The 23,307-nt window shown below is 70.5% G+C and carries 18 protein-coding genes; 1 reads left to right on the forward strand and 17 read right to left on the reverse strand.

Annotation, left to right across the window (positions count from 1 at the left end; translation table 11 throughout):
* Positions 1-204 precede the first annotated feature (204 nt).
* The 6 genes from ACIRPU_RS36680 to ACIRPU_RS36705 all read right to left on the reverse strand — a co-directional run bounded on the left by ACIRPU_RS36680 (position 205) and on the right by ACIRPU_RS36705 (position 6,080).
* Positions 205-1,827, reverse strand: a complete 1,623-nt coding sequence (locus tag ACIRPU_RS36680) for a beta-N-acetylhexosaminidase (protein ID WP_403875188.1) — start codon at positions 1,825-1,827, stop codon at positions 205-207.
* Between the two features lies 1 nt (position 1,828).
* Positions 1,829-2,674 carry a carbohydrate ABC transporter permease gene (locus tag ACIRPU_RS36685; RefSeq protein ID WP_403875190.1) on the reverse strand — a complete coding sequence of 282 codons (846 nt, stop codon included), beginning with the start codon at positions 2,672-2,674 and terminating at the stop codon, positions 1,829-1,831.
* An 11-nt stretch (positions 2,675-2,685) separates the two neighbouring features.
* Positions 2,686-3,609 carry a carbohydrate ABC transporter permease gene (locus ACIRPU_RS36690; RefSeq protein WP_403875276.1) on the reverse strand — a complete coding sequence of 308 codons (924 nt, stop codon included), beginning with the start codon at positions 3,607-3,609 and terminating at the stop codon, positions 2,686-2,688.
* Positions 3,610-3,637: 28 nt separating this feature from the next.
* Positions 3,638-4,933: an extracellular solute-binding protein gene (locus tag ACIRPU_RS36695; RefSeq protein ID WP_403875192.1), complete on the reverse strand. Its 1,296-nt coding sequence runs from the start codon at positions 4,931-4,933 to the stop codon at positions 3,638-3,640.
* Positions 4,934-5,165: 232 nt separating this feature from the next.
* Positions 5,166-5,465 (reverse strand): DUF3039 domain-containing protein, encoded by a 300-nt coding sequence (locus tag ACIRPU_RS36700; RefSeq protein ID WP_078616040.1) that lies wholly within the window; start codon positions 5,463-5,465, stop codon positions 5,166-5,168.
* Positions 5,466-5,507: 42 nt separating this feature from the next.
* Entirely contained in the window at positions 5,508-6,080 is a 573-nt protein-coding gene (locus ACIRPU_RS36705) for a YqgE/AlgH family protein (RefSeq protein ID WP_057600444.1), read from the reverse strand.
* A 279-nt stretch (positions 6,081-6,359) separates the two neighbouring features.
* Between ACIRPU_RS36705 and murA the strand changes: the two genes are divergently transcribed.
* Positions 6,360-7,706: a UDP-N-acetylglucosamine 1-carboxyvinyltransferase gene (gene murA, locus ACIRPU_RS36710; RefSeq protein ID WP_355701661.1), complete on the forward strand. Its 1,347-nt coding sequence runs from the start codon at positions 6,360-6,362 to the stop codon at positions 7,704-7,706.
* Between the two features lie 162 nt (positions 7,707-7,868).
* On the opposite strand, the gene ACIRPU_RS36715 is transcribed toward murA, so the two are convergent.
* From ACIRPU_RS36715 to ACIRPU_RS36765, 11 genes are all read right to left on the reverse strand, one after another.
* Positions 7,869-8,150, reverse strand: a complete 282-nt coding sequence (locus ACIRPU_RS36715; RefSeq protein ID WP_004000874.1) for an HU family DNA-binding protein — start codon at positions 8,148-8,150, stop codon at positions 7,869-7,871.
* Between the two features lie 316 nt (positions 8,151-8,466).
* On the reverse strand, positions 8,467-9,885 hold the full coding sequence (locus ACIRPU_RS36720; protein WP_355701662.1) for an NAD-dependent malic enzyme: 1,419 nt from the start codon (positions 9,883-9,885) through the stop codon (positions 8,467-8,469).
* A gap of 340 nt (positions 9,886-10,225) precedes the next feature.
* Positions 10,226-12,604 carry a HelD family protein gene (locus ACIRPU_RS36725; protein WP_403875196.1) on the reverse strand — a complete coding sequence of 793 codons (2,379 nt, stop codon included), beginning with the start codon at positions 12,602-12,604 and terminating at the stop codon, positions 10,226-10,228.
* A 64-nt stretch (positions 12,605-12,668) separates the two neighbouring features.
* Positions 12,669-13,463 carry an anti-sigma factor family protein gene (locus ACIRPU_RS36730; protein WP_403875198.1) on the reverse strand — a complete coding sequence of 265 codons (795 nt, stop codon included), beginning with the start codon at positions 13,461-13,463 and terminating at the stop codon, positions 12,669-12,671.
* A 38-nt stretch (positions 13,464-13,501) separates the two neighbouring features.
* Positions 13,502-14,023 (reverse strand): sigma-70 family RNA polymerase sigma factor, encoded by a 522-nt coding sequence (locus tag ACIRPU_RS36735; RefSeq protein ID WP_010039908.1) that lies wholly within the window; start codon positions 14,021-14,023, stop codon positions 13,502-13,504.
* 335 nt (positions 14,024-14,358) lie between these two features.
* Positions 14,359-14,934, reverse strand: a complete 576-nt coding sequence (locus ACIRPU_RS36740; protein WP_403875199.1) for a CGNR zinc finger domain-containing protein — start codon at positions 14,932-14,934, stop codon at positions 14,359-14,361.
* 180 nt (positions 14,935-15,114) lie between these two features.
* Positions 15,115-16,290 (reverse strand): uroporphyrinogen-III synthase, encoded by a 1,176-nt coding sequence (locus ACIRPU_RS36745; protein WP_403875201.1) that lies wholly within the window; start codon positions 16,288-16,290, stop codon positions 15,115-15,117.
* A gap of 99 nt (positions 16,291-16,389) precedes the next feature.
* The gene (locus tag ACIRPU_RS36750) at positions 16,390-17,784 is read right to left on the reverse strand and encodes a nitrate/nitrite transporter (protein WP_403875203.1); all 1,395 of its coding nucleotides are present in this window, start codon (positions 17,782-17,784) and stop codon (positions 16,390-16,392) included.
* Between the two features lie 251 nt (positions 17,785-18,035).
* Positions 18,036-19,310: a metallophosphoesterase family protein gene (locus tag ACIRPU_RS36755; protein WP_403875205.1), complete on the reverse strand. Its 1,275-nt coding sequence runs from the start codon at positions 19,308-19,310 to the stop codon at positions 18,036-18,038.
* Positions 19,311-19,799: 489 nt separating this feature from the next.
* Entirely contained in the window at positions 19,800-21,134 is a 1,335-nt protein-coding gene (locus ACIRPU_RS36760) for an acyltransferase (protein ID WP_403875207.1), read from the reverse strand.
* Positions 21,134-23,212, reverse strand: a complete 2,079-nt coding sequence (locus tag ACIRPU_RS36765) for a bifunctional polysaccharide deacetylase/glycosyltransferase family 2 protein (protein ID WP_403875278.1) — start codon at positions 23,210-23,212, stop codon at positions 21,134-21,136. The genes ACIRPU_RS36760 and ACIRPU_RS36765 overlap by 1 nt, the downstream gene beginning before the upstream one ends.
* Between the last annotated feature and the right edge of the window lie 95 nt (positions 23,213-23,307).

A 23,307-nucleotide genomic window follows, 5' to 3' on the forward strand; every position in this document is an offset into this window, starting at 1 on the left:
TCCCACCTGTGCTGCCGTACGGTACGTGCTGACAGGGCGGACGTGGCAACTCTGGCACATCTTCGCAACACCCGAACGCGGGGGTCCGCTAGGAGGCATTCGCCCACCTCATCGAGGAGATGGTCCGTTTTGTACGGCATCACCGGTGCGGGCGAATTGCCACTCTTCGGTGACCATGGCGGGGGTTGTCCAGGTCGTGCGGTATCACCGGTTCGGGGGCGGGCCGTCGATCGGGCGCCCCGGGACGCCCGGCCGCCGCTGCCACGGCCTGGGGCCGGTGGGCGGGCGGTAGCCGACGCCCAGCGCGTCGAGCCGCTCGTAGTGGGCCTCCATCCGTCGCTCGAAGTCGGCGAAGTCCCGCTCCCGCGGGTCGGGCAGGGCGCTCCAGGCGACCTCGGCGAAGGCGGCGAGCCGGGGGAAGGCCTGGTAGTCCACGCGCGTGTGGTCCTCCATCACCTCGGTCCACAGGTTGGCCTGCGCGCCGAGCACGTGCTCCGCCTCCTCGGGCGTCAGCTCCGAGGGAACGGGTTCGAACCGGTAGACGTCCTCCAGGGTGCGCACGAACCCGATCGGCACGGGCTCGTCGGCGCCGCCGTCCTGCCGATGGTCCAGGTACACCTGCTGCTCGGGGCACATCACGACGTCGTGCCCGGCCCGCGCGGCGGCGATCCCGCCCGCGTAGCCGCGCCAGGACGACACCGCCGCACCCTCCGCGAGCCCGCCCTCCAGGATCTCGTCCCAGCCGATGAGCCGACGCCCGCGCGCGGAGAGCCACGTGTCGAAGTGCCGGATGAACCAGGACTGGAGCTGGTCCTCGTCGGCGAGTCCGAGTTCCCCGACGCGGGCCTGCGCGGCCGGCGACCGCCGCCACTGGTCCTTGGGGCATTCGTCGCCCCCGACGTGAATGAACTCCGAGGGGAACAGCTCCAGCAGTTCCTCGAAGACCCCCTCGTAGAAGCGCAGGGTGTTGTCGGTGGGGGCGAGTACGTTGGGATTGATCCCCCAGGTGTCCCACACGGAGAGGGCGGTCGTGTCGACGACGTCGGTGTTGCCGAGTTCCGGATACGCGGCGATCGCGGCCTGCGAGTGGCCGGGGACGTCGATTTCGGGGACCACGGTGATATGCCGCTCGGCGGCGTAGGCGACGATCTCCCGGATGTCGTCCCGCGTGTAGAAACCGCCGTGCGGCTTCTCCTCCCACAGCGGTGAGGCCCGGTGGCCGAATTTCGTGCGCGCCCGCCAGGAACCGACCTCGGTCAGCCGGGGGTACCGCTCGATCTCGATGCGCCAGCCCTGGTCGTCCGTCAGATGGAAGTGGAAGACGTTGAGTTTGTGCGCCGCCATCAGGTCCAGGTAGCGCAGGACGCCGTCCTTGGGCATGAAGTGCCGGGCGACGTCGAGCATGAGGCCGCGCCAGCGGAAGCGGGGGGCGTCCTCGATCGTGACGTGCGGCACGGCCCAGATGCGGTCGCCGAGCGGGGCCTTGCGGTACGCGTCGGGGCCGAGGAGCTGCCGCAGCGTCTGGGCGCCCCGGAAGACCCCGGCCGCGCTGCCGCCCTCGATGAGGATGCCGGTCCTGTCGCTGACGAGGCGGTACTCCTCGATGCCGAGCCCGGGGTCCAGTTGGAGCCCGATGCCGTCCCCGTCGGTGTCGTCGAGCTCCCGCCCTTCGGGCAGCGGCAGGCCGGTCGCCTGCCAGAGAACGGCGCGCAGCCACCGGCCGACGCCCTCGGTCGCGGTACCGGCGTAGAGCCGGGAGCGCGCCGTCAGCCGCACCTCGCCGGAGCCGGCGACGACGCGTCGCGGCACGGGAATCAGTGAGGTCATGTCAGTCCTTTACCGCTCCGCCCAGCCCGGAGACCAGCCGTCGCTGTACGAGTACGAAGAACACCAGAACCGGAATCGTCATGACCGTGGAGCCCGCCATCACGCCGCCCCAGTCGGGGTCGTCCGGCTTGTAGAAGACCAGCAGGGCCATCGGCAGGGTCGACTGCGAGGTGTCGCTGATGATGAAGGACTTGGCGAACAGGAAGTCGTTCCAGGCGGAGATGAAGGAAAACGCGCTCGTGACCACCAGACCCGGCAGGACGAGCGGGAAAAGGATCTGCCACAGAAAGCGCGCACGGCTCGCCCCGTCGAGGTACGCGGCCTCCTCCAGCGCCTCCGGAACCGCTTTCACGAACCCTCTCAGCATCCAGATCGCGAAGGGCAGCGAGAAGGCGATGTGAGGCAGGATCAGGGACCCCAGGGTGTTCAACTGGCCGAAGTCCCGCATGAGGAAGAACAAGGGGATCGTGAGCGCCTCCACGGGCACCATCTGGGCCACCAGGAACATGATCAGCAGAGTGGTCCGGAAGCGGAACCGGAATCGGGTCACGGCGGTCGCGGCGAGAAACGCGATCACCCCGGAGGCGATCACGACCGCGCCGGCCACGACGAGGCTGTTGAGGAAGTAGCGGCCGAATTCCTGCTGCCCGAAGACGCGCCGGAAGGAATCCAGAGAGGGCGCGAGCGTCCACGGGCGTGGCTCGCTCGAGCGGACCTCCCCGGCCGGTTTGAAGGCGCCCAGCACCATCCAGTAGAGCGGGAAGGCGACGACCACCGCGACCAGCAGCGCGCAGGCCTCGGCGGCGAACCGCCACGGACGGGCCACCGGACCCCGCACAGCACCCACGCTTCTCCCCTTCACAGCTCCTCCCCCTGCCGGCGCAGCAGCCGCAGGTACACCAGCGTCACGGCGAGCAGGATCAGCAGCATCACGACGCCGATCGCCGAGCCCAGGCCGTACTGCGAGGACGCGAACGCCTGTTGGTAGGCGTAGACGTTCAGGACGAGGTTCTGCCCGGCGATGCCGCCCCCGTTCGTCATCACGTAGATCTGGGTGAAGACCTTGAAGTCCCAGATGACCGACTGGATGGTGACGACCACGAGGATCGGCCGCAGCATCGGGGCCAGCACGGACCGCCAGATCCGCCACTGCGAGGCGCCGTCCAGGGCGGCCGCCTCCAGGACCTCGGACGGCACGGAGCGGATCCCGGCGTAGACGGTGACCATCACGAACGGGAAGGAGCACCAGACCACTTCGAGCAGGACGAGGAAGAAGGCGCTGAAGCGGCCGTACGTCCACGAGTGGTCGCCGAGGCCCAACAGCGCGTTGACGGGGCCGAAGTCGGGGTCGAACAGGAACAGCCAGACCGTGGAGCCGGTGACCGCGGGGGTCGCCCAGGCGCCCATCGCGGCCAGCATCAGCGCGAGCCGGGGCACGGCGCGCACCCGCGTGAGGAGGACGGCGAGCGCGCAGCCGACGGCGAGGGTGGAGATCACACAGGCCGCCGCGAAGACGACCGTCGACAGGAGCACCTGCCAGAACTGGTCGTCGGAGAAGACGTCCGCGTAGTTGCCGAAGCCCCGGAAGGCGGTCGGCTCCCCGCCGCTGACCTGGGCCTGGGTGTACCGGAAGAGCGAGATCAGGCCGAGTTGGTAGACGGGGTAGGCGAGCAGCGCGGCGAGCACGACGAGTGCGGGCGCGAGGTAGAGCCAGGGGGTCGGGCCGGCCGGGCTCCGCCTCCTTCGTACCGGCGGCGCGGAGGGCGTAGCGCGCTTCTCCACGACCGCCGTGTCGGTCACGGTCACCGGTTCAGCCCACGCTGCCGAACGCGGCGTCCATCTTCTTCGCCGCCTCCGCCGAAGCCGCGGCCACGTCCTTCTTGCCGCTGACGACCTCCTGGAACATCGTCGGCAGGACGAGGGACGAGTCGATCTGCGACCACGCGGGTGACGCGGGCACGAACCTGGTCCCGGCGGTCAGGGTCTGCACGAAGGGCTTCACGAAGGGTTCCTTCGTGGCGGCCTGGTCCCGGACGTCCGTGAAGGTGGGCAGGAAGCCCATCGCGTCGAACAGCGCGGCCTGGGTCTTCTTGGCGGCGAGGGCCTCCATCAGCTGGACGGCGAGGGTGCGGTGCGAGGTGCTCTTCAGGACGCCGATGTTGTTGCCGCCCGCGAAGGCCGGGGCGATCGAGCCGGACGTCACGCCCGGCAGCGGGACGACGGCGTACTCGCCCTTCACCTTGCCTGCTTCCACGGCCGTGTGGCTGAAGTCGCCGCCGATCGCCATGCCCGCCTTGCCCGCGGCGAACGCGGTGATGGTGTCGTTGCCGCCCATGCCCGCGCACTTGGCGGCGGGACAGTTGTCGTCGGAGAAGAGGGAGGTGTACGCGGTGATGCCCTTCCGGGCGGCCGCGCTGTCGATGCCGGAGGCGTACGAGCCGCTCTTGCCGGTGGCGAGTTCGCCGCCGTTGGCCCACACGAACGGCATCGCGCCGTAGGTGTAGGCGCCGCCCACGACCAGGCCGTACAGATCGGGCTTCGCGGCGCGGATCCTCCGGGCGGTGGTCGCCAGCTCGGCCATGGTCCTCGGGACCCGCAGACCGAGTTCCTCGAAGACGTCCGTGCGGTAGTAGAGGGCGCGGACGCCGACGTAGAAGGGGGCGCCGTAGAGCTTTCCGTCGACGGTGACGGACTGCTTGGCGGTGGGGTCGGTCGACTTGGCCTCGCTCCAGTCGCCGAAGTCCTCGGTGACGTCCAGGAGTCCGCCGTCGTGGACGTAGCCGGCCGTGTCGGTGTTGCCGTACTCCATGACGTCGGGAGCGGAGCCGGGGTCGTTGAACGCGGCCTTGACGCGCTGGGCGCGGGTGTCGACCGGGATGTACTCGACGTCGACCTTCGCGCCCTTGTGGGCCTTCTCGAAGGCGGTGACGACCGAGTCGACGACCCGCTCCTTGGGCTGGTTGCCGACCTCCTGGAAGAGCCAGACGCGCAGGGTGCCCGCCTTGTCGTCCGTGTCGGAAGAGGAGTTGTCGGATGTCTGGGGGGCGCAGGCGGTGACGACCAGGGCGGCGGCCGCGAGCGCGGCGAGCCGGGTGGGGAGCTTCATGGCGCGATCCTCCGAGCGTTGCAACATACGCAATGGGTGTTTCGCTCTGCACAACACCACGGAGGCTAGGGACTACATGAACACGCCGACAAGAGGTCTCAACCACTCTGTGACCAGCTGACGCACCCCGCGCAACGACAAAGGCCGCACAAGACGGCAAAGGCCCCCGAGGCGCGCTCATCGCGCCCCGGGGGCCTCGCAAGTCCCTACGGGCCCCTACGGGTCCCTACGGCTACTTCTTGTCGCCGCCCTTGCCCTTGTCGTCCCCGCCGCCCGCCATGGACTCGAAGATCTCCTTGCACATGGGGCAGACGGGGTACTTCTTCGGGTCGCGGCCGGGCACCCAGACCTTGCCGCACAGCGCCACGACGGGCGTCCCGTCGAGGGCGCTCGCCATGATCTTGTCCTTCTGGACGTAGTGGGCGTAGCGCTCGTGGTCCCCGTCGCCGTGCGACACCTGCGGCGTCGGCTCTACGAGGGTTCCCGTCCCAGTGCCTCGCTGGGGCTGGGTCTCAGGCTCAAGAGTGCTCATGGCGCCAAGGGTACTGAAGCCGGGTCCCGAAGCTCACACCCGTCAGTTGAGCGAAGCGTCGTCCGGATAGGTCGCCACCATCGCGAGTTCGCTGCGCTGGCGGCGCAGCACCTCGCGCCAGAGTCTCTCGGGGGACGGCGAGGAGACGTCGCCCGGTTCGGACTCCACGACGTACCAGGCGCCCTCGCCCAGCTCGTCCTCCAGCTGCCCCGGACCCCAGCCGGCGTAACCGGCGAAGATCCTCAGGGAGCCGAGGGCCGAGGCCAGGAGTTCCGGCGGGGCCTCCAGGTCGACGAGGCCGATCGCGCCGTGCACCCGGCGCCAGCCGAGCGGGGTGCCGTCGACGGCCGCGCCGCCCGGGATGACGGCGATCCCGAGGGCCGAGTCGAGGGACACCGGGCCGCCCTGGAAGACGACGCCGGGTTCACCGGTGAGATCCGCCCAGCCCTCCAGGATGTCGCTCACGCCCACCGGCGTGGGCCGGTTGAGGACGACACCGAGGGAGCCCTCCTCGTCGTGGTCGAGAAGGAGCACCACCGCACGGTCGAAGTTCGGGTCCGCCAGGGCGGGGGTTGCCACGAGCAGCCGCCCCGTGAGCGAGGACACCTCGGTCATGCCAGACATGATCCCGCATCTTCCCGCGAAGTGGGGAGGCAATGCGGGCACACGGGACGCGCACGGGCGCGGTCCGGGCGCACGGGCTCGCGGGAGCGACCGGCGGTGACCCCATGTGCCCGGTGGGAAACCGTTCGTGTTGTGACACAGCTATGACGTAGCTGGGTGGTCCCTGGGCTTACAGGACAGGGGGCGACGGCGATTACTCTGTCTCATCTGGCCTTGCCCCCGACACCAACGGCCCTTGCCCCAATCCACCATCCATGGAACGCGAGATACATGACCGTCAACGGCTCTGACGACGTACTGCTTGTCCACGGCGGCACCCCGCTCGAGGGCGAGATCCGTGTCCGCGGTGCGAAGAACCTCGTACCCAAGGCCATGGTCGCCGCCCTGCTGGGCAGTGAGCCGAGTCGGCTGCGCAATGTTCCGGACATCCGTGACGTGCGGGTCGTACGCGGCCTGCTCCAGCTGCACGGTGTGACGGTCCGGCCGGGCGAGGAGCCGGGCGAGCTGGTGCTCGACCCGACCTACGTGGAGAGCGCCAACGTCGCCGACATCGACGCCCACGCGGGCTCGAGCCGGATCCCGATCCTCTTCTGCGGCCCGCTCCTGCACCGCCTCGGCCACGCGTTCATCCCGGGCCTGGGCGGCTGCGACATCGGCGGCCGGCCCATCGACTTCCACTTCGACGTGCTGCGGCAGTTCGGCGCGAAGATCGAGAAGCGCGAGGACGGCCAGTACCTGGAGGCCCCGCAGCGGCTGCGCGGCACGAAGATCGTGCTGCCGTACCCGTCGGTCGGCGCGACCGAGCAGGTGCTGCTGACGGCCGTCCTGGCGGAGGGCGTCACCGAGCTCTCGAACGCGGCGGTGGAGCCGGAGATCGAGGATCTCATCTGCGTGCTCCAGAAGATGGGCGCCATCATCGCGATGGACACCGACCGCACGATCCGCATCACCGGCGTCGACAAGCTCGGCGGCTACAACCACGCCGCCCTGTCGGACCGTCTGGAGGCCGCCTCCTGGGCGTCCGCGGCGCTGGCGACCGAGGGCAACATCTACGTCCGCGGCGCCCAGCAGCGCTCGATGATGACGTTCCTGAACACCTACCGCAAGGTGGGCGGCGCCTTCGAGATCGACGACGAGGGCATCCGCTTCTGGCACCCGGGCGGCAACCTGAAGTCCATCGCGCTGGAGACGGACGTCCACCCCGGTTTCCAGACGGACTGGCAGCAGCCGCTGGTCGTCGCCCTGACCCAGGCCACGGGCCTCTCGATCGTCCACGAGACGGTCTACGAGTCCCGCCTGGGCTTCACCTCCGCGCTCAACCAGATGGGCGCCCACATCCAGCTGTACCGCGAGTGCCTGGGCGGCTCGAACTGCCGCTTCGGCCAGCGCAACTTCCTGCACTCGGCGGTCGTGTCCGGCCCCACGAAGCTCCAGGGCGCCGATCTGGTCATCCCCGACCTCCGCGGCGGCTTCTCGTACCTGATCGCCGCCCTCGCGGCCCAGGGCACCTCCCGGGTGCACGGCATCGACCTCATCAACCGCGGCTACGAGAACTTCATGGAGAAGCTCGTGGAGCTCGGCGCGAAGGTCGAGCTGCCGGGGAAGGCACTGGGCTAGCACCCGTCCGCGCCGGGCCGGCACACACCGGCCCGGCCGACGTTCCAGGCCGTTGTCAGGGCACAACGATGGGGCGGCACCCGGAAGACCGGGTGCCGCCCCATCACGTTGCCTACGCGCCGTACACCGTCCCGTGAGGCCGGTGAGGCGTAGACGGCAAGGTCACTTGCCCTTTGCCGCTTCCTTGAGCTTCGAGCCCGCGGAGACCTTGACGCTGTAGCCGGCCGGGATCTGGATCGGGTCGCCGGTCTGCGGGTTGCGGGCGGTGCGAGCGGCACGGTGGGTGCGCTCGAAGGTCAGGAAGCCGGGGATCGTGACCTTCTCGTCGCCCTTGGAGACGATGTCGCCGACGACCTCGGCGAACGCGGCCAGCACTGCGTCGGCGTCCTTGCGGGTCACCTCGGCGCGGTCGGCCAGCGCGGCCACCAGCTCACTGCGGTTCATGTTGTTACTCCCGTGTTCTTCTTGCCGTTGCGGCGTGCCACGCGGCGGAGCCGCATGTTGGGCACAGCGAAGTCGTTGTGCACGCGCCCAGAGACGCATCCTGCCCCTACCAGCGGCGCGAAAGCCAATCCGGCACCCGCTCGGAGTCGTGAGACAACCCTTGGGAGTCACACGAGGGGCGATCGGTCGGGCGCAACCCTAGAGGGCCGTCCACGGCGCGAGGTTCCACGACGCGCCGTTGTGAGGACCGCCGTGGCGATCCTCACAGCCCCGCATACCCGGTACCGCGCAAACCATGGGGCCGACGTGGAGCAGCCTACGAGGCCGACGCTCCCGCCGCCTTCGCGGCCTCCCGCACCGCACCCGCGACCGCGCCGGCGACCTTGTCGTTGAAGACGCTCGGGATGATGTAGTTCGGGTTGAGCTCGTCGTCGCTCACGACGTCCGCGAGGGCCTTCGCGGCCGCGAGCATCATCTCGGTGTTGACGGTGCGGGACTGCGCGTCCAGCAGGCCGCGGAAGACGCCCGGGAAGACCAGCACGTTGTTGATCTGGTTGGGGAAGTCGGAGCGGCCGGTGGCCACGACGGCGGCCGTCTGGCGGGCGATGGCCGGGTCGACCTCGGGGTCCGGATTCGCGAGCGCGAACACGATGGCGTCGTCGGCCATGGCGGCCACGTCGTCGCCGTCGAGGACGTTCGGGGCGGAGACGCCGATGAAGACGTCCGCGCCGCGCACGGCCTCCTTCAGGGTGCCGGTGAGGCCCTCGGGGTTGGTGTTGTCGGCGATCCAGCACAGCGCCGAGTCCGGGGCCGCGTCGACCAGGTCCGCGCGGTCCGCGTGCACGACACCGTGGATGTCGGCGACGACCGCGTTCTTCACGCCGGCCGCGAGCAGCAGCTTGAGGATGGCGGTACCGGCCGCGCCGGCGCCGGACATGACGACCCGCACGTCCCCTATGCCCTTGTTCACGACGCGCAGGGCGTTCGTGAGGGAGGCGAGGACGACGATCGCGGTGCCGTGCTGGTCGTCGTGGAAGACGGGGATGTCGAGGGCCTCGCGCAGCCGGGCCTCGATCTCGAAGCAGCGGGGCGCGGAGATGTCCTCGAGGTTGATGCCCGCGAAGCCGGGGGCGATGGCCTTGACGATCTCGACGATCGCGTCGGTGTCCTGGGTGTCCAGGCACAGCGGCCAGGCGTCGATGCCGGCGAACCGCTTGAAGAGGGCCGCCTTGCCCTCCATGACCGGCAGCGCGGCCTTCGGGCCGATGTTGCCGAGGCCCAGCACGGCCGAGCCGTCCGTCACGACCGCAACGGAGTTGCGCTTGATGGTGAGGCGGCGGGCGTCCTCGGGGTTCTCGGCGATCGCCATGCAGACGCGGGCCACGCCCGGCGTGTAGATCATCGAGAGGTCGTCACGGTTGCGGATGGGGTGCTTGGACGCCATCTCGATCTTGCCGCCGAGGTGCATCAGGAACGTACGGTCGGAGACCTTGCCGAGGGTGACGCCCTCGATGCCGCGCAGCTGCACGACGATCTCGTCGGCGTGGGCGGTGGAGGTGGCGGCGATGGTGACGTCGATGCGGAGCTTCTCGTGGCCGGACGCGGTGACGTCGAGGCCGGTCACCGAGCCTCCGTGGGACTCCACGGCCGTGGTGATCTGGGAGACCGCCGTTCCGCTCGCGGGCACCTCCAGACGGACCGTGATCGAGTAGGAGACGCTGGGCGCCGTTGCCATGGCCGACTTCCTCTGCACTGCTGGGTCGCGGGTTTGCCGTCCGATCGTCGCACCTACCCACGAGTACGTGAAAGCCGCCCCGGATTGCGATCGTTTTGTTCTCAATCAAGTCGCCACAGGCGCGGAAGAAGGCGACGAAAGAGGCCCACATCACAGGTGACGTGGGCCTCTCTCGCGTTCATGACACCGACCCGCCATGCTCGCCTCGCGGCAAGTGGTCGCTCGTAGCGACGAAGGTTGGGCCCGGGGGCTTGGATCGAGCCGGTGTCACGACCAGGCTAACAAACGGATGCCGGAAGACCATTCCCGTCCGGGCAGTTCACAGGAAACCGTCAGCTGTTCAGTCCCTCAGAAGGTCCGGGACGCCGTTCGCGTCCGGCTCGTCACGGTCCCCGGAGACGACCGTGAGCTGCTGCGTGGCCCGGGTGAGGGCCACGTACAGCACCCGCAGGCCGGCCGGGCTCTCGTCCGCGATCTCCGCCGGTGAGACGACGACCGTGGCGTCGTACTCCAGGCCCTTGGCCTCGAGGCTGCCGAGGGCCACCACCCGTTCGCCGAGCCCGGCGAGCCAGCGTCTCGCCTCCTCGCGGCGGTTCATGGCGACCACGACGCCGACGGTGCCGTCGACCCGCTCCAGAAGCCGCCCGGCCTCCGCGCGGACGGTGGCGCCCAGGGTGCCGGTGACCGCCTCGAAGCGCGGCACGATCCCCGTCGACCTGACCGCCGACGGGGATTCGGCGCCCGGCATCGCCAGGGCCAGCACCTTCGCGGCCAGCTCGGCGATCTCGGCCGGGTTGCGGTAGTTCACCGTCAGCTGGAAGCGGCGGCGCGGGCGGGTGCCGAGGGCCTCGTCACGGGCCTCGGCGGCCTCGTCGGGGTCGGACCAGGAGGACTGGGCCGGGTCGCCGACGACCGTCCAGGTGGCGTGCCGGCCGCGGCGGCCGACCATGCGCCACTGCATCGGGGTGAGGTCCTGCGCCTCGTCCACGATGACGTGCGCGTACTCGGTGCGCTCCTGGGCGAGCCGCTCGGCGCGCTCGCGCTGCGTCTCCTCGCGCACCGGCATCAGCTCGTCCAGCCCGGTGAGCTGGTCCAGCGGGTCGTACTCGCGCCGCTTCTTCGGCCGGAACGGCGCGCCGAGGAGCGCCTCGAGCTCGTCGAGCATGGCGATGTCGTGCACCGAGCGGCCGTCCCGCTTGAGGGCCCGGGCGACCTTGCGGACCTCGCCCGGGTTGAGGATGCGGCGGGCCCAGCGGCCGAGCCGCCGCTCGTCGGCCATGGCCGTGAGGACGGCCTGCGGAGTCAGCTCGGGCCACCAGGCGTCGAGGAACGCGATGAACGAGTCCTCGGTGGTCACGTCCTCGTCGAAGGAGGAGCGCAGCTCGGCGGCGAGCTCGGGGTCGCTGTGCCGGCCGGCCGCGCCGGAGCGCTCCCACAGGGCGTCCAGGAGCAGCTTGCGGGCGCGGGGGCGCAGGAGGTTCACCGGGGCGGTGCCGCTGAGGGCGCTCTGCCGGACGCGGTCCAGGTCGGCGGCCTCCAGCTCCAGCCGGCGGCCGAAGGCGACGACCCGCAGCCGGGTGGGGGTCCCGGTGGGCGCGGGGGCCTCGCCGGCCTCCTCGTCGGGGTCGCCGAAGGCCAGCTGCGCCGCGGCCCGGCCGCCGTTCTCCAGCGCGCCGCGCGCCGCCTTCCGCAGCACCTTCAGCATCCGGTACGACCCCTTGGCCCGGGCCACCGCCGGGGAGTCGTACAGGGTGGCCTCGGCGCCGTCGACGAGGGAGCCGATGGCACGGATGGCGACCTGGCCCTCCTCGCCGAGCGAGGGCAGCACGCCCTCGGTGTACGCCACCAGCAGCGGCGTGGGCGAGACGATCAGGATGCCGCCCGCGTACCGGCGCCGGTCCTGGTAGAGCAGATAGGCGGCCCGGTGCAGCGCGACGGCGGTCTTTCCGGTGCCCGGCCCGCCCTCGACATAGGTCACGGAGGCGGCGGGAGCGCGGATGACGAGGTCCTGCTCGGCCTGGATGGAGGCGACGATGTCGCGCATCGTGTGGCTGCGGGCCTGTCCGAGGGCGGCCATGAGGGCGCCGTCGCCGATGACGGGCAGTTCGTCGCCGTCCAGGACCGCCTTCAGCTCGGGACGCATCAGGTCGTCCTCGACGCCGAGGACGCGGCGCCCCTTCGAGCGGATCACCCGGCGCCGTACGACGCGCCCCGGATCGACCGGGGTGGACCGGTAGAAGGGCGCCGCGGCCGGTGCCCGCCAGTCGATGACCAGCGGCGCGTAGTCGGAGTCGAGGACGCCGATACGGCCGATGTGGAGCGTTTCCGCGATGTCGGCGGTGTTGTCGGGGCGGACGGCCCCCTCGGCGGGCTCCACGGCGGTGTAGGCGCCGTCCGGGCCCTTCTTGCCGTCCTTCCCCGCGAGCAGGTCGATCCGCCCGAACAGGAAGTCCTCGAACTCGTTGTTGAGCCGGTTGAGGTGAACGCCCGCGCGGAACACCTGGGCGTCCCGCTCGGCGAGGGCGCCGGGCGTGCCGACCTGCCCGCGCTTGGCCGCGTCGTGCATGAGGAACTCCGCCTCGTGGATCTTCTCCTCGAGACGCCGGTACACCCGGTCGAGGTGTTCCTGTTCGATGCCGATCTCTCGGTCCCGCACCGAATCCGGCGCGGAATGCCGAACCGATCCGACCGCGGTTTCCTGCTGTGCCTGAACGGCCACCGGGCCCCCTTCTGACGTGCTGGGCAGCCGTCAACCGTACGCGAAGGGGACCCGCTGTAGGAAGTTACGCGTCGATCTGGACGAGCTTCTTGCCATCGAAGGTCATGACCTCGAAGTGGTCGATCTCATTGGTCTTGAAGGCGGCGCCGCCCACGACGTAGAGCGGGTTCTTGGCCTGCTCGGTCTTGGCGTTCGCGATGCCGTAGCCCCACTCCGGGACCGACCAGGACGAGACCGTCTCACGCTCGCCGTTCTTGCCGACGGCGATGAGCGAGCACTTCTCCGGGCCCGTCACGTTCTTCAGCTCGACGCCGATCTCCGTGCCCCACGCCTTCTCGCCCATGGCGACGGTCGCGGAGACCTTGCTCGCCGAGTCGGTCGCGGAGACCCGGTCGGTGAGCGTCGCGAAGGTGGTCTTGGCGGAGTTGGCGGACTTGGGGGAGCTCGCCTCGGTCCCCTTGGTCCCGCTGTCGCCGCCGGTCGCCGCCAGCACGGTGAGCGGGCCGCCGATGATCAGCGCGGCCGCTGCCGCCACCAGGAAGAAGGAGCGGCGGCGCTTGACCGCGCGGCGCTCGGACACCTCGTCGACCAGCCGTTCCGCGAGCCGCGGGCTGGGCCGGGCGGACAGGGACTCGCCGATCGCGGGGGTGCCGGTGCCCGGCAGGTCCGCGAGGGCGGCCAGCATGGGTTCCATGCCGGCGAGCTCGTCGAGCTGCTGGGCGCACCACTCGCAGCCGGCGAGATGCATCTCGAAAGCGGTTGCTTCGGCGTCGTCGAGAATCCCGAGGGCGTAGGCGCCGACGGTCTCGTGTTCGCTCGGGCTCGGAGATCCCGTAGATCCCTGCATGGGTCCAGACATACCCGAACCACCTGCTCCGAATCCCCCGTAAACGCTCATCACGCCGTCACCCCCCGCTCCTCCAGAGCCAGCTTCATCGACCGCAGGGCATAGAAGACCCGTGAGCGCACGGTGCCACTGGGTATACCCAGCGTCTCGGCCGCCTCGTTGACGGTACGCCCCTTGAAGTACGTCTCGACGAGCACCTCCCGGTGGGCCGGGGTCAGGTCGTCGAGCGCGTCGGACAGCGTCATCAGCCACAGCGCCTTGTCGATCTCGTCCTCCGCAGGAATGACCTCCAGCGGCGACGGGTCGACCTCCTGCGGCCGGGCCTGCCGGCTGCGGTGGCCGTCGATGACGATGCGGCGTGCGACCGTCACCAGCCAGGGGCGTACAGATCCGGTCGCACGATTGAGCTGACCGGCGTTCTTCCAGGCACGGATGAGCGTCTCCTGCACGACGTCCTCGGCGCGCTGCCGGTCTCCGGCAACCAGGCGCAGGACATACGCAAGCAGGGGTCCGGCATGCTCCCGATACAGAGCACGCATCAGCTCCTCGTCAGGTTCCGAGGGCTGGGACATGCGATGTCGGGCCCTCGATCCACGTTCATTGGCCACGGCCGCATCCTTGCGCACGCCCACCTCCGGTGTCCGGGGGATCCCCCAGTCGGTCGCTCGACGACGGGTACGCAAGCGGGGTGTTGAGCGTTCAAACCGGGGAGACACTTTTCTTCGGGGTGTCATGACGAGCGGGGACATGGCGGCACATTCCCACCGCTTTTTCTTTACGTTTTCGCCACATCGACAAGATCGCGCGGACTGCCCGGCGCGCGGGGCGGGTAAACGGCGTGTAATCGAAATCACTTCGACGATCGGTCGGTGACGCCTCCACGAAAGCCGCATACCAGGCAGGGGAGTTACGACCGCGAGGCGAGCGCCGCCCGCCGACGGTGCCGCGCGACCCGCTCCCGGTTCCCGCAGACCTCACTGGAACACCAGCGCCGCCGGCGCCCCCGGGACATGTCGACATACACGATCGGGCAGTTGTCCCCCGCGCACTGCCGAAGCCCCGCCCGGGCGACGGAATCGGTGAGCAGCTCCACCGCGTCCCGGGCCACGGCGGCCAGCAGCGCGACACACGCCGGCGGCCCGGCCAACTCGCGCACGAGCCCGCCGTCTTCGCCCCGCACGGCACGGGGGACCGGGGGCACGGCCCGGGCGGCGTCGTTGACGCGGCTCAGGGCGAGGTCGTACGACCCGGGGTCGTTACGGGTGAGCCACCCGTGCACCAATTGTCCGGTGTTCCGCCGCAGTTCGCGGAAGGCGGGCGGCCAGGAGGGGTCGGCGTGGGCGAGCGGGGTGTCCGGCGGGACGAGTCCGGAACCGCGGATCCACGCGCACAACGGCGCTACGGCGTCGAGCCGTTCGAGGGGATGCGCGGTCGCGAGCAGGTCGAGACAGATCCGCCCGGAGTCGAAACGGAGCTCGTCCATGCGTGTGTCACCGCCAACCGAGGGGCACTGCTAGGGGAACCGTCCCCTCACAGTGCCAGCGCGGGGTGCCGACCACCAGCCCGTCCGGCGATCGAGGACGAGGCCGTTCGGGCCGAAGCGGAGGTCCGGGGACGGCGGCCCCCGCGACGATGGGGGGTCCCCCGCAGGGGACGCGATCCCCTACTCGTCCGCGTACTTGGCGTCCGCGGCCGGGTCCAGCGCCAGCCGGTACCCCCGCTTCACCACCGTCTGGATCAACTTCGGCGCCCCGAGGGCCGTCCGCAGCCTGGCCATCGCCGTCTCGACGGCGTGCTCGTCCTTCCCGGCGCCGGGCAACGCCCGCAGCAGATCGGAGCGCGGCACGACCCATCCCGGCCGCCGGGACAGCGTCCGCAGCAACGACATCCCCGCCGGAGGCACCGGCTTCAGACACCCGTCCACCAGCACCGCGTGCCCCCGGATCTCCACCCGGTACCCGGCGATCGGCAGCGCCCGGGCCCGCGACGGCAGCTCCTGGCACAGCAACTGCACGAGCGGCCCGAGCCGGAACCGCTCCGGCTGGACGGTTTCCACGCCCCGCGCCTGGAGCGGCAGCGCGGTGACCGGCCCGACGCAGGCGGGCAGCACATCGTGGGCGAGGGCGGCGAGCAGCTCGGGCAGCAGCCCGCGCTGCTCGGCACGCGACAGCAGGGACGCGGCGGCGGGCGCGCTGGTGAAGGTGATCGCGTCCAGTCCACGGGAGACGGCGGCGTCGAGGAGCCGGTCGAGCGGCGAGACGTCCTCCGGCGGCATCCACCGGTAGACCGGCACCCCCACGACCTCCGCGCCCGCCACCCGCAGCGACTCCACGAACCCGGGCAGCGGCTCACCGTGCAGTTGGACGGCGACCCGGCGCCCCTCGACGCCCTCCTCCAGGAGCCGGTCGAGCACCTCGGCCATGGACTCGCTGGACGGCGACCAGTCCTCCTTCAGCCCGGCGGCCCGCACGGCGCCCTTGACCTTGGGGCCGCGGGCCAGCAGTTCGACGCCGCCGAGCCGCTCGAGCAGCTGCTCGCCGAGCCCCCAGCCGTCGGCGGCCTCGATCCAGCCGCGGAAACCGATGGCCGTGGTGGCGACCACGACGTCCGGCACCTGCTCGATGAGTTCCTTCGTGGCGGCGAGCAGCTCACCGTCGTCGGCGAGCGGCACGATCCGCAGGGCGGGCGCGTGCAGCACCGCCGCACCCCGCCGCTGGAGCAGCACGCTGAGTTCCTCGGCCCGGCGCGCGGCCGTCACGCCCACGGTGAAGCCCGCGAGGGGCCCGTGTTCGACGGCATCCTGGGGACCGGCGTCGGATCGCTGCTGTTGCTCGTACATCACTCTCGTCCCGCTCGAGTCGCGTTTGCACCTACATGCCGACGAGCCTGTCAACGGTGCGTGACAGGCTCGGTTCGGCCACATGTCGCCGGTGTTACGTCACACCTCGGCGTAGCTGAGCTGCTGCTTCGCCTCGGAAGCGGTGCTTCCAGCGGTGATCCTGCCGGACGGACGACGAAGGTATACGGCCCAGGTGACCCCGAAGCACGCCGCGTAGAAGGCGAGGAAGGCGACGAAGGCGCCGGTTCCGGAACCGTAGGAGAGGAAGGACTGCCGGAAGGCCAGGTTGATCCCGACGCCGCCGAGCGCGCCGACCGCGCCGATCAGTCCCATGGAGGCGCCGGACAGACGCCGGCCGTAGGCGGCCGCCTCCTCGCCCGTCAGCCCCTTGGCGACGGCCTTCGTCTGGAAGATGCCGGGGATCATCTTGTACGTCGACCCGTTGCCGAGGCCGCTGAGCACGAACAGCACCACGAAGACGCAGACGAAGAGCGGCAGCGACTTCTGCATGCTGGCGAAGACCAGGACGGCGGTCGCGGCGGCCATGCCGACGTAGTTGTACAGGGTGATGCGGGCGCCGCCGTAGCGGTCGGCGAGCCAGCCGCCGACGGGACGGATGAGGGAGCCGAGCAGCGGGCCGATGAAGGTGAGGTAGGCCGCCTGGAGGGGCGTCCGGCCGAACTGGTTCGTCAGGACCTGCCCGAAGGCGAAGCTGTAGCCGATGAACGACCCGAAGGTGCCGACGTAGAGGAAGGACATGATCCAGGTGTGCGCGTCCTTCGCGGAGTCGATCGCGGCGCCCGTGTCGTTCTTCACGGAGGCCAGGTTGTCCATGTACAGCGAGGCGAGGGTCGCGGCGACGACGATGAACGGGATGTAGATCCCCAGCAGCACACGCGGCCCGCCGCTCGCGCCGATGACGGCCAGGGCGATCAGCTGGATGACCGGCACGCCGATGTTGCCGCCGCCCGCGTTGAGCCCGAGCGCCCACCCCTTCTTACGGAGGGGGAAGAAGGCGTTGATGTTGGTCATCGAGGAGGCGAAGTTGCCGCCGCCGATGCCCGCGATCAGGCCCACCAGGAGGAACGTGTTGAAGGACGTCCCCGGCTCCATCACCGTGAACGCGGCGATCGTGGGGATCAGCAGCAGGCCGGCCGAGATGATCGTCCAGTTCCGGCCGCCGAAGATCGCGACAGCGAAGGTGTAGGGCACCCGCACGACCGCACCGACCAGCGTCACCATCGACGTCAGCAGGAACTTGTCGGCCGGGGTGAGGCCGTACTCCGGGCCCATGAAGAGCACCAGCACGGACCACATCGTCCAGATCGAGAACCCGATGTGCTCGGAGAGGACGGAGAAGAGGAGGTTACGGCGGGCGATCTTCTCGCCCTTCTCGTTCCAGAAGGCCTCGTTCTCCGGGTCCCACTCCTCGATCCAGTGGCTCCCCTTCTTCGTGGGGGGCGGGGATGCGGGGGCTGTACTAGGGGCTGTCATGACGCCTCCACGGTGCTCCGGGGCTCGGGTGGTTCGGGGGGATGAGCGGTGATGAGTCCCGAAGGTAGGGAGGGCGCGTTTCCACGCTGTGGCTGTGGGTGACCGGAAAGGAACGTTGCTCTCACCTTGCGTGGAGGGCCGGTGAGAGGTCGTGGGCAGAGCCCGACGCCGAGGCGCCCGGCCGTGGGGGTGCGGACCCGGGACCGGGTCGCCCGGGACCCGGCTCGTTCCGCCGGGTCCCGGGGCGTCCTTCAGTGGCAGGCGAACTCCTTGTTGGCGGTGCTCCCGCTCAACGTGCAGACCTGACCGCGGACCGCGCCGGCCGGGTCGTGAGCGGTGAGGTCCCAGGTCCCGGCGTTGCGGCTCAGGGTCGCGTACCCGAAGACCCCTCCCTGGGTGACCGAGTGACGCACGGGCTGCGGCGGCGTGCCGACCGGCGTCCCGATGACGCCGGCGTCGTTCGGCCCCTGCTCCAGTGGATCTCCACCGGAGAAGCCCACGGTCACCTGCGGTGGCCGCGGGGTGTCGAAATCGATCATCTGGTAGAGGTGCGCATGGCCCGACAGCACCATGCGGACGTTGTCCGCCAGCCGCTTGAGGGTCGTACCGGCGACGGCCCTGTCGAGGACGGGGGTGAACGTCTCCACCGGGGGGCCGACCGACCTCACCATCCACACGGGCTTGTGGGTGACGACGAAGTAGTCCTGGCCGGGTTGCTGCGCCGCGGCCCGGTTCACGGCTTCGAACTGCCGGGTGTACGTCGCCTGCTGCGTGAGGCTCCCGCTGTCGGCCGGGTCGGCGAACGAGGAGTCCACGTTGAGGAGGTGCAGGACGCCCGCACTGATCTCCACGGGATCGGGGTAGAGGGAGCACGTCCCGTTGGACCGGAGTTCGTCGGCGAGATAGCGGAACCACGCGGCCCCCGCGCCGCCCGTCGCGGGTGGGGTGCGGCAGTCTTCGTGGTTGCCTCGCGTCAGCACGACCGGCGCCACGGCCAGCAGACTCTCCGCCGGTCTGAAGAAGTCGGCGACCACACAGGCCCAGCTGAACCTCTCCGCCGAGAGCGTGCAGCCCGGATTCGTCGCCGTGTCGCTGGCCTGGGCCGGGTCGTCACGGTAGAGGTAGTCGCCGACATGGATCACGAGATCCGGACGCGTCACCGTGGCCGCGCTGTTCGCGATCCGCGCAAACGGCCAGCCCGTCTGGGTGTTGGCGCAGTTCTGGTTGGGACCCGCCGTCGTCACGCGGCAGCCCGTGTCGCCGATGACGGCGATGGTGCCGGGGCGCGTGCTCGGCGTCCAGTTCGGCAGGGGAAGCTCACGGTTCGCGGGGTGCAGCACGGCCGCCGCGACCGTCGACTGCGCGAGCACCGCGTTACGGGCCCCGAGGGGCACGACCAACTCGCACACCGTGGTGGGGAACTGCGGCAGCATGGGACGGCTCAGCAGCCGCATCCGGTAGGCCGTCCTGACGACACCCACGCTGTACCGCACGGAGGGGCACGTGCCGGAGGTGTCGGTGCTCACGTAGCGGATCTGGGTGCCCCGACCGGTCAGCTGGGTCCATGCCCATGCCTCACCGTTGGGGGACCCGGCCCCTGGCGGAGGAGGGGTCGGACCCGGCGGTCTCGGCCCTTCGCCGTAGGGCGCGGTCCCGTAGGGCGCGGTCCCGTAGGGCGCGGTCCCTGGCGAAGGGTTCGACCCCGGCGGCTTCGGCCCTCCCCCGGGCACGGTCCCTGCGAGGGCCGTCCCGGCCGAGAGTGCCGCGGCCAGCACTCCCGTCATGGCGAGAACGATTGTCCTGCGCGTCGTGCTCACATTCCTCCATCCCAGAACCCTGGATTCCGGCCCGTCCCGTAGACGGGCATACCGGGCAATACTCACCAGGGCTTTCGAGGGACGCACCCCGAACCGGTCGAACGGCCTACAGCGGCGGACAGCGGCCCCGCACCGGGCGCGGTGCGGGGCCGGGAACGCCGTTCAGGCCGGGAGTGCCGTTCAGGCCGGGAATGCCGTTCAGGCCCGGTGGGTTCCGGCGCCGACCCGTCCGTCCGGCCACACGCGTGGCCTGCGGCGGGCCGCCAGATCCTCCATCCAGCCGAAGCAGACCACGCAGGCCGCGGTGAGCAGCCAGATGGCCGGCAGCTGCGGCCACGGGCTCTCCAGCACCCAGGTCGCGTTCGTCTCCAGCCACGAGATGCCCCACAGCCGGTCCCAGAGGGCCTCCACGACTCCGATGCACACGTTGTGCCACAGGTAGATCGTCACGGCACGGGAGTTGAGCAGGGTGATCAGCCGGTCCCAGCGACGCAGCCGGCCCGGCCACTCGGACCACGACGGGCTGATGTGCAGGAGCAGCAGCACCGCCGCGAAGGACCACAGGGACTGGGCGAAGGGCATGTCGTCCAGGTCGTGGCCCTCCCTGAAATCGTGGGTCAGGGTGTACCAGAGGCCGATTCCCGCCACCGCGGGCGCCAGGGACGGCACCACGTAACGGGGCAGGCGGCGCAGGATGCCCTCCTGGTGCGCCATGCCCAGCAGCCAGCACGCGCCGAACGTGCCGAAGTCGCTGAGCTCGGCCTCCATCCGCCAGCCCGGCACCGACAGCGCGCCGAACTCCAGGGCGGCGGAGAGCGCGAGGGGCGCGACGATCGTCGGCCAGGGCAGCCGACGCAGCGCGCGCAGCAGGAGCGGGGAGAGCAGCACGAACCAGAGGTAGGCGCGGAGGTACCAGAGGGGTACGCCCAGGTCGACGGCCCAGCCGTCGCTGATCAGCCCGTGCGCGCCGGGCAGGCCCTCGCCGTACGGCGGGTCGCTCAACGGCAGGACCCAGTAGGCGAGGTGGAGCCACCACCAGCCGGGGTGCCCCTCGTCGTCCGGCCTCCAGCCCGCCACCAGCATGCCCGTCACCCCGACCGCGCCCAGCAGCCACAGCGGGGGCAGCAGCCTGCGCAGCCGGCCCCGCACGACTCCCAGCGCGGGGCGTCTGGCCAGCGAGCGGGCCATGAGGTTGCCGGCGAGCGCGAACATCACGCCCATGGAGGGGAAGACGACGGGCAGCCAGGCCCAGCCCATCAGGTGGTAGAACACGACCCGGAACAGGGCGATGGCCCGGAGCAGGTCGAAGTAGCGGTCCCGTCCACCGCCCTGCTTCCCGGCACCCTTCTTCTCGGAACCCTGCTGTTCAGATCCCTGCTCTTCGGAACCCTTCTGCTCAGAACCCTGCTGTTCGGAACCCTGTCGCTCCGGACTCCGCTGCTCCGGACTCCGCTGCTCCGGCCCGGCGTTCCGGGTCGGCGGGTGGGGCAGTTCGGGCAACTCGGCCGTGGTGTCCGTCGGGTGGGTGCTCATCAGGCCGCTCCTCCGTCCGCGGTCGCCGCCGTCGTACCGGGCGGGGCCGCCACCTGGCCCTTGCGGCGAAGTTTCTGCCAGCGCAGCCGGCCGCCGGTGAGGGCGGTGATCCAGGACTGGAGCAGGACGATGTACATCAGCTGGCGGTAGAGGAGCTGCTGGAGCGGGAGGGAGATCAGGGGGGTGAGGCGCTCGCGGTCCAGGACGAAGGCGTACGCCGCGCAGCCCGCCTGCACGGCGAGGACGCCGAACCAAGCGGCGATGGTCCTGCCGGTCGGGCCGAAGAGCAGACCGTAGACGAGGAAGAGGTCGATGAGCGGGGCGAGGAGCGGGGCGACGACCATGAAGAGGGAGACGAGCGGCAGGCCGACGCGGCCGAAACGGCCCGACGGTCCGCTCTCGACGAGGGCGCGGCGGTGCTTCCAGATCGCCTGCATGGTGCCGTAGCACCAGCGGTACCGCTGCGACCACAGCTGCTGGACGGACTCGGGCGCCTCCGTCCAGGCGCGCGCCTTCTCCGCGTACACGACGTCCCAGCCGTCCCGGTGGATGGCCATGGTGATGTCGGTGTCCTCGGCGAGGGTGTCGTCGCTCATGCCGCCGACCCGGTCGAGCGCGGTGCGGCGGAACGCCCCGACGGCCCCCGGGATGGTGGGCATGCAGCGCAGGACGTCGTACATGCGGCGGTCGAGGTTGAAGCCCATCACGTACTCGATGTGCTGCCAGGCGCCGATCAGCGTGTCCTTGTTGCCGACCTTGGCGTTGCCGGCGACCGCGCCGACCTTCGGATCGGCGAAGGGCTGGAGGAGTTCACGGACCGTGGAGGGCTCGAAGACCGTGTCGCCGTCCATCATCACGATGAGGTCGTGCCGGGCGTTGGCGATGCCCCGGTTGAGGGCGGCGGGCTTGCCCGCGTTGAGCTGACGGACGACGCGGACGCCGGGCAGGTGCAGGTCCTCGACGATACGGGCGGTGCCGTCGCTGGAGCCGTCGTCGATCACGAGGATCTCGATCGGGTGCTCGCTCTTCATCAGCGAACGCACCGTGCTCTCGATGCACTTGGCCTCGTTGTAGGCCGGGACGAGCACCGACGCCGGTTCGGTGACGGGTGCGTCGGGCCCCCAGACGAAGCCCTTGCGGCGGGTACGGCGGGTGTGGATCGCGGACAGCAGGAGCATCAGCCCGAAGCGGGCGAAGACCAGGACGCCGATGACGGCGAGGCCCACGACCAGGACGCCGGTGATGTCGTCGGAGGCCTCGACCAGGAAGACCCAGGCCCTGCCCTTCCACAGGTCGAGCCCGGTGACCGGGGTGTGCGCGCTCGGGGCCTTCAGGGCCTCGGTGAGGTTCTCGAACCGGTAGCCCTTGCCCTGGAGTTCGGGGAGGTAGGTGTCGAGCGCCCGGACCGTCTGGTGGCGGTCGCCGCCGGAGTCGTGCATGAGGACGATCGCGCCCTCGCCGCCCTGCGGCGTGGCGTTGCGGATGATCTCCCGGACCCCGGGCCTGCGCCAGTCCTCGCTGTCGGCGGTGGTGAAGACGGTGAGGTAGCCACGGGTGCCGACGAACTGGGTGACCGGCCAGGAGGCGTTGTCGAGGGCGTCCGTGCTGGAGGAGTAGGGCGGCCGGAAGAGCGACGTCCGGATGCCCGCGGCTCCCGCCAGGGCCAGCTGGTTCTGGGTGAGCTCCCAGTCGATGCGCCTCTTCGACTGGTAGGAGAGGTCGGGGTGGTTGAAGGTGTGCAGCCCGATCTCGTGGCCCTCGTCCACCATCCGCCGGACCAGGTCCGGGTAGCGGGAGGCCATGGTGCCGGTGATGAAGAAGACGGCGTGCGCGTGGTGCTTCTTCAGGACGTCGAGGACCTCGGGGGTCCACTTCGGGTCGGGCCCGTCGTCGAAGGTGAGCACGATCCGGTGCTCCGGGACGTCCAGGGTGGCCTGCTGCCCGTTCCGGGTGTCGACGACCGGCCCGCCGTCGAGCACCTTCTGCGGCACCTTGTCGGCGGCGGCCTCGGGACGGATGCGGTGGTCGGCGAGGATCTCGCTGTGCACGTAGCCGCGCAGCATCAGCATCGCCATCATCGCGAGGAGCACGACGAGCGGCAGCAGATGACGCAGCCGGAGCGACACCAGGCGCCGGCGTTCGGGTGACGGCGGCGCGGCGTGCGCGGAGCCGC

The sequence above is a fragment of the Streptomyces sp. NPDC102259 genome (assembly GCF_044766465.1).
Taxonomy (GTDB): Bacteria; Actinomycetota; Actinomycetes; order Streptomycetales; family Streptomycetaceae; genus Streptomyces.

What these genes read in the sequence shown, in the direction of transcription:
- ACIRPU_RS36680 (WP_403875188.1), bottom strand. Translation starts at nt 1,827, where the DNA reads ATGACCTCACTGATTCCCGTGCCGCGACGCGTCGTCGCCGGCTCCGGC.
- ACIRPU_RS36695 (WP_403875192.1), bottom strand. Translation starts at nt 4,933, where the DNA reads ATGAAGCTCCCCACCCGGCTCGCCGCGCTCGCGGCCGCCGCCCTGGTC.
- ACIRPU_RS36700 (WP_078616040.1), bottom strand. Translation starts at nt 5,465, where the DNA reads ATGAGCACTCTTGAGCCTGAGACCCAGCCCCAGCGAGGCACTGGGACG.
- ACIRPU_RS36705 (WP_057600444.1), bottom strand. Translation starts at nt 6,080, where the DNA reads ATGACCGAGGTGTCCTCGCTCACGGGGCGGCTGCTCGTGGCAACCCCC.
- murA (WP_355701661.1), top strand. Translation starts at nt 6,360, where the DNA reads ATGACCGTCAACGGCTCTGACGACGTACTGCTTGTCCACGGCGGCACC.
- ACIRPU_RS36715 (WP_004000874.1), bottom strand. Translation starts at nt 8,150, where the DNA reads ATGAACCGCAGTGAGCTGGTGGCCGCGCTGGCCGACCGCGCCGAGGTG.
- ACIRPU_RS36720 (WP_355701662.1), bottom strand. Translation starts at nt 9,885, where the DNA reads ATGGCAACGGCGCCCAGCGTCTCCTACTCGATCACGGTCCGTCTGGAG.
- ACIRPU_RS36730 (WP_403875198.1), bottom strand. Translation starts at nt 13,463, where the DNA reads ATGTCTGGACCCATGCAGGGATCTACGGGATCTCCGAGCCCGAGCGAA.
- ACIRPU_RS36735 (WP_010039908.1), bottom strand. Translation starts at nt 14,023, where the DNA reads ATGTCCCAGCCCTCGGAACCTGACGAGGAGCTGATGCGTGCTCTGTAT.
- ACIRPU_RS36740 (WP_403875199.1), bottom strand. Translation starts at nt 14,934, where the DNA reads ATGGACGAGCTCCGTTTCGACTCCGGGCGGATCTGTCTCGACCTGCTC.
- ACIRPU_RS36745 (WP_403875201.1), bottom strand. Translation starts at nt 16,290, where the DNA reads ATGTACGAGCAACAGCAGCGATCCGACGCCGGTCCCCAGGATGCCGTC.
- ACIRPU_RS36750 (WP_403875203.1), bottom strand. Translation starts at nt 17,784, where the DNA reads ATGACAGCCCCTAGTACAGCCCCCGCATCCCCGCCCCCCACGAAGAAG.
- ACIRPU_RS36760 (WP_403875207.1), bottom strand. Translation starts at nt 21,134, where the DNA reads ATGAGCACCCACCCGACGGACACCACGGCCGAGTTGCCCGAACTGCCC.
- ACIRPU_RS36765 (WP_403875278.1), bottom strand. Translation starts at nt 23,212, where the DNA reads ATGATGGCGATGCTGATGCTGCGCGGCTACGTGCACAGCGAGATCCTC.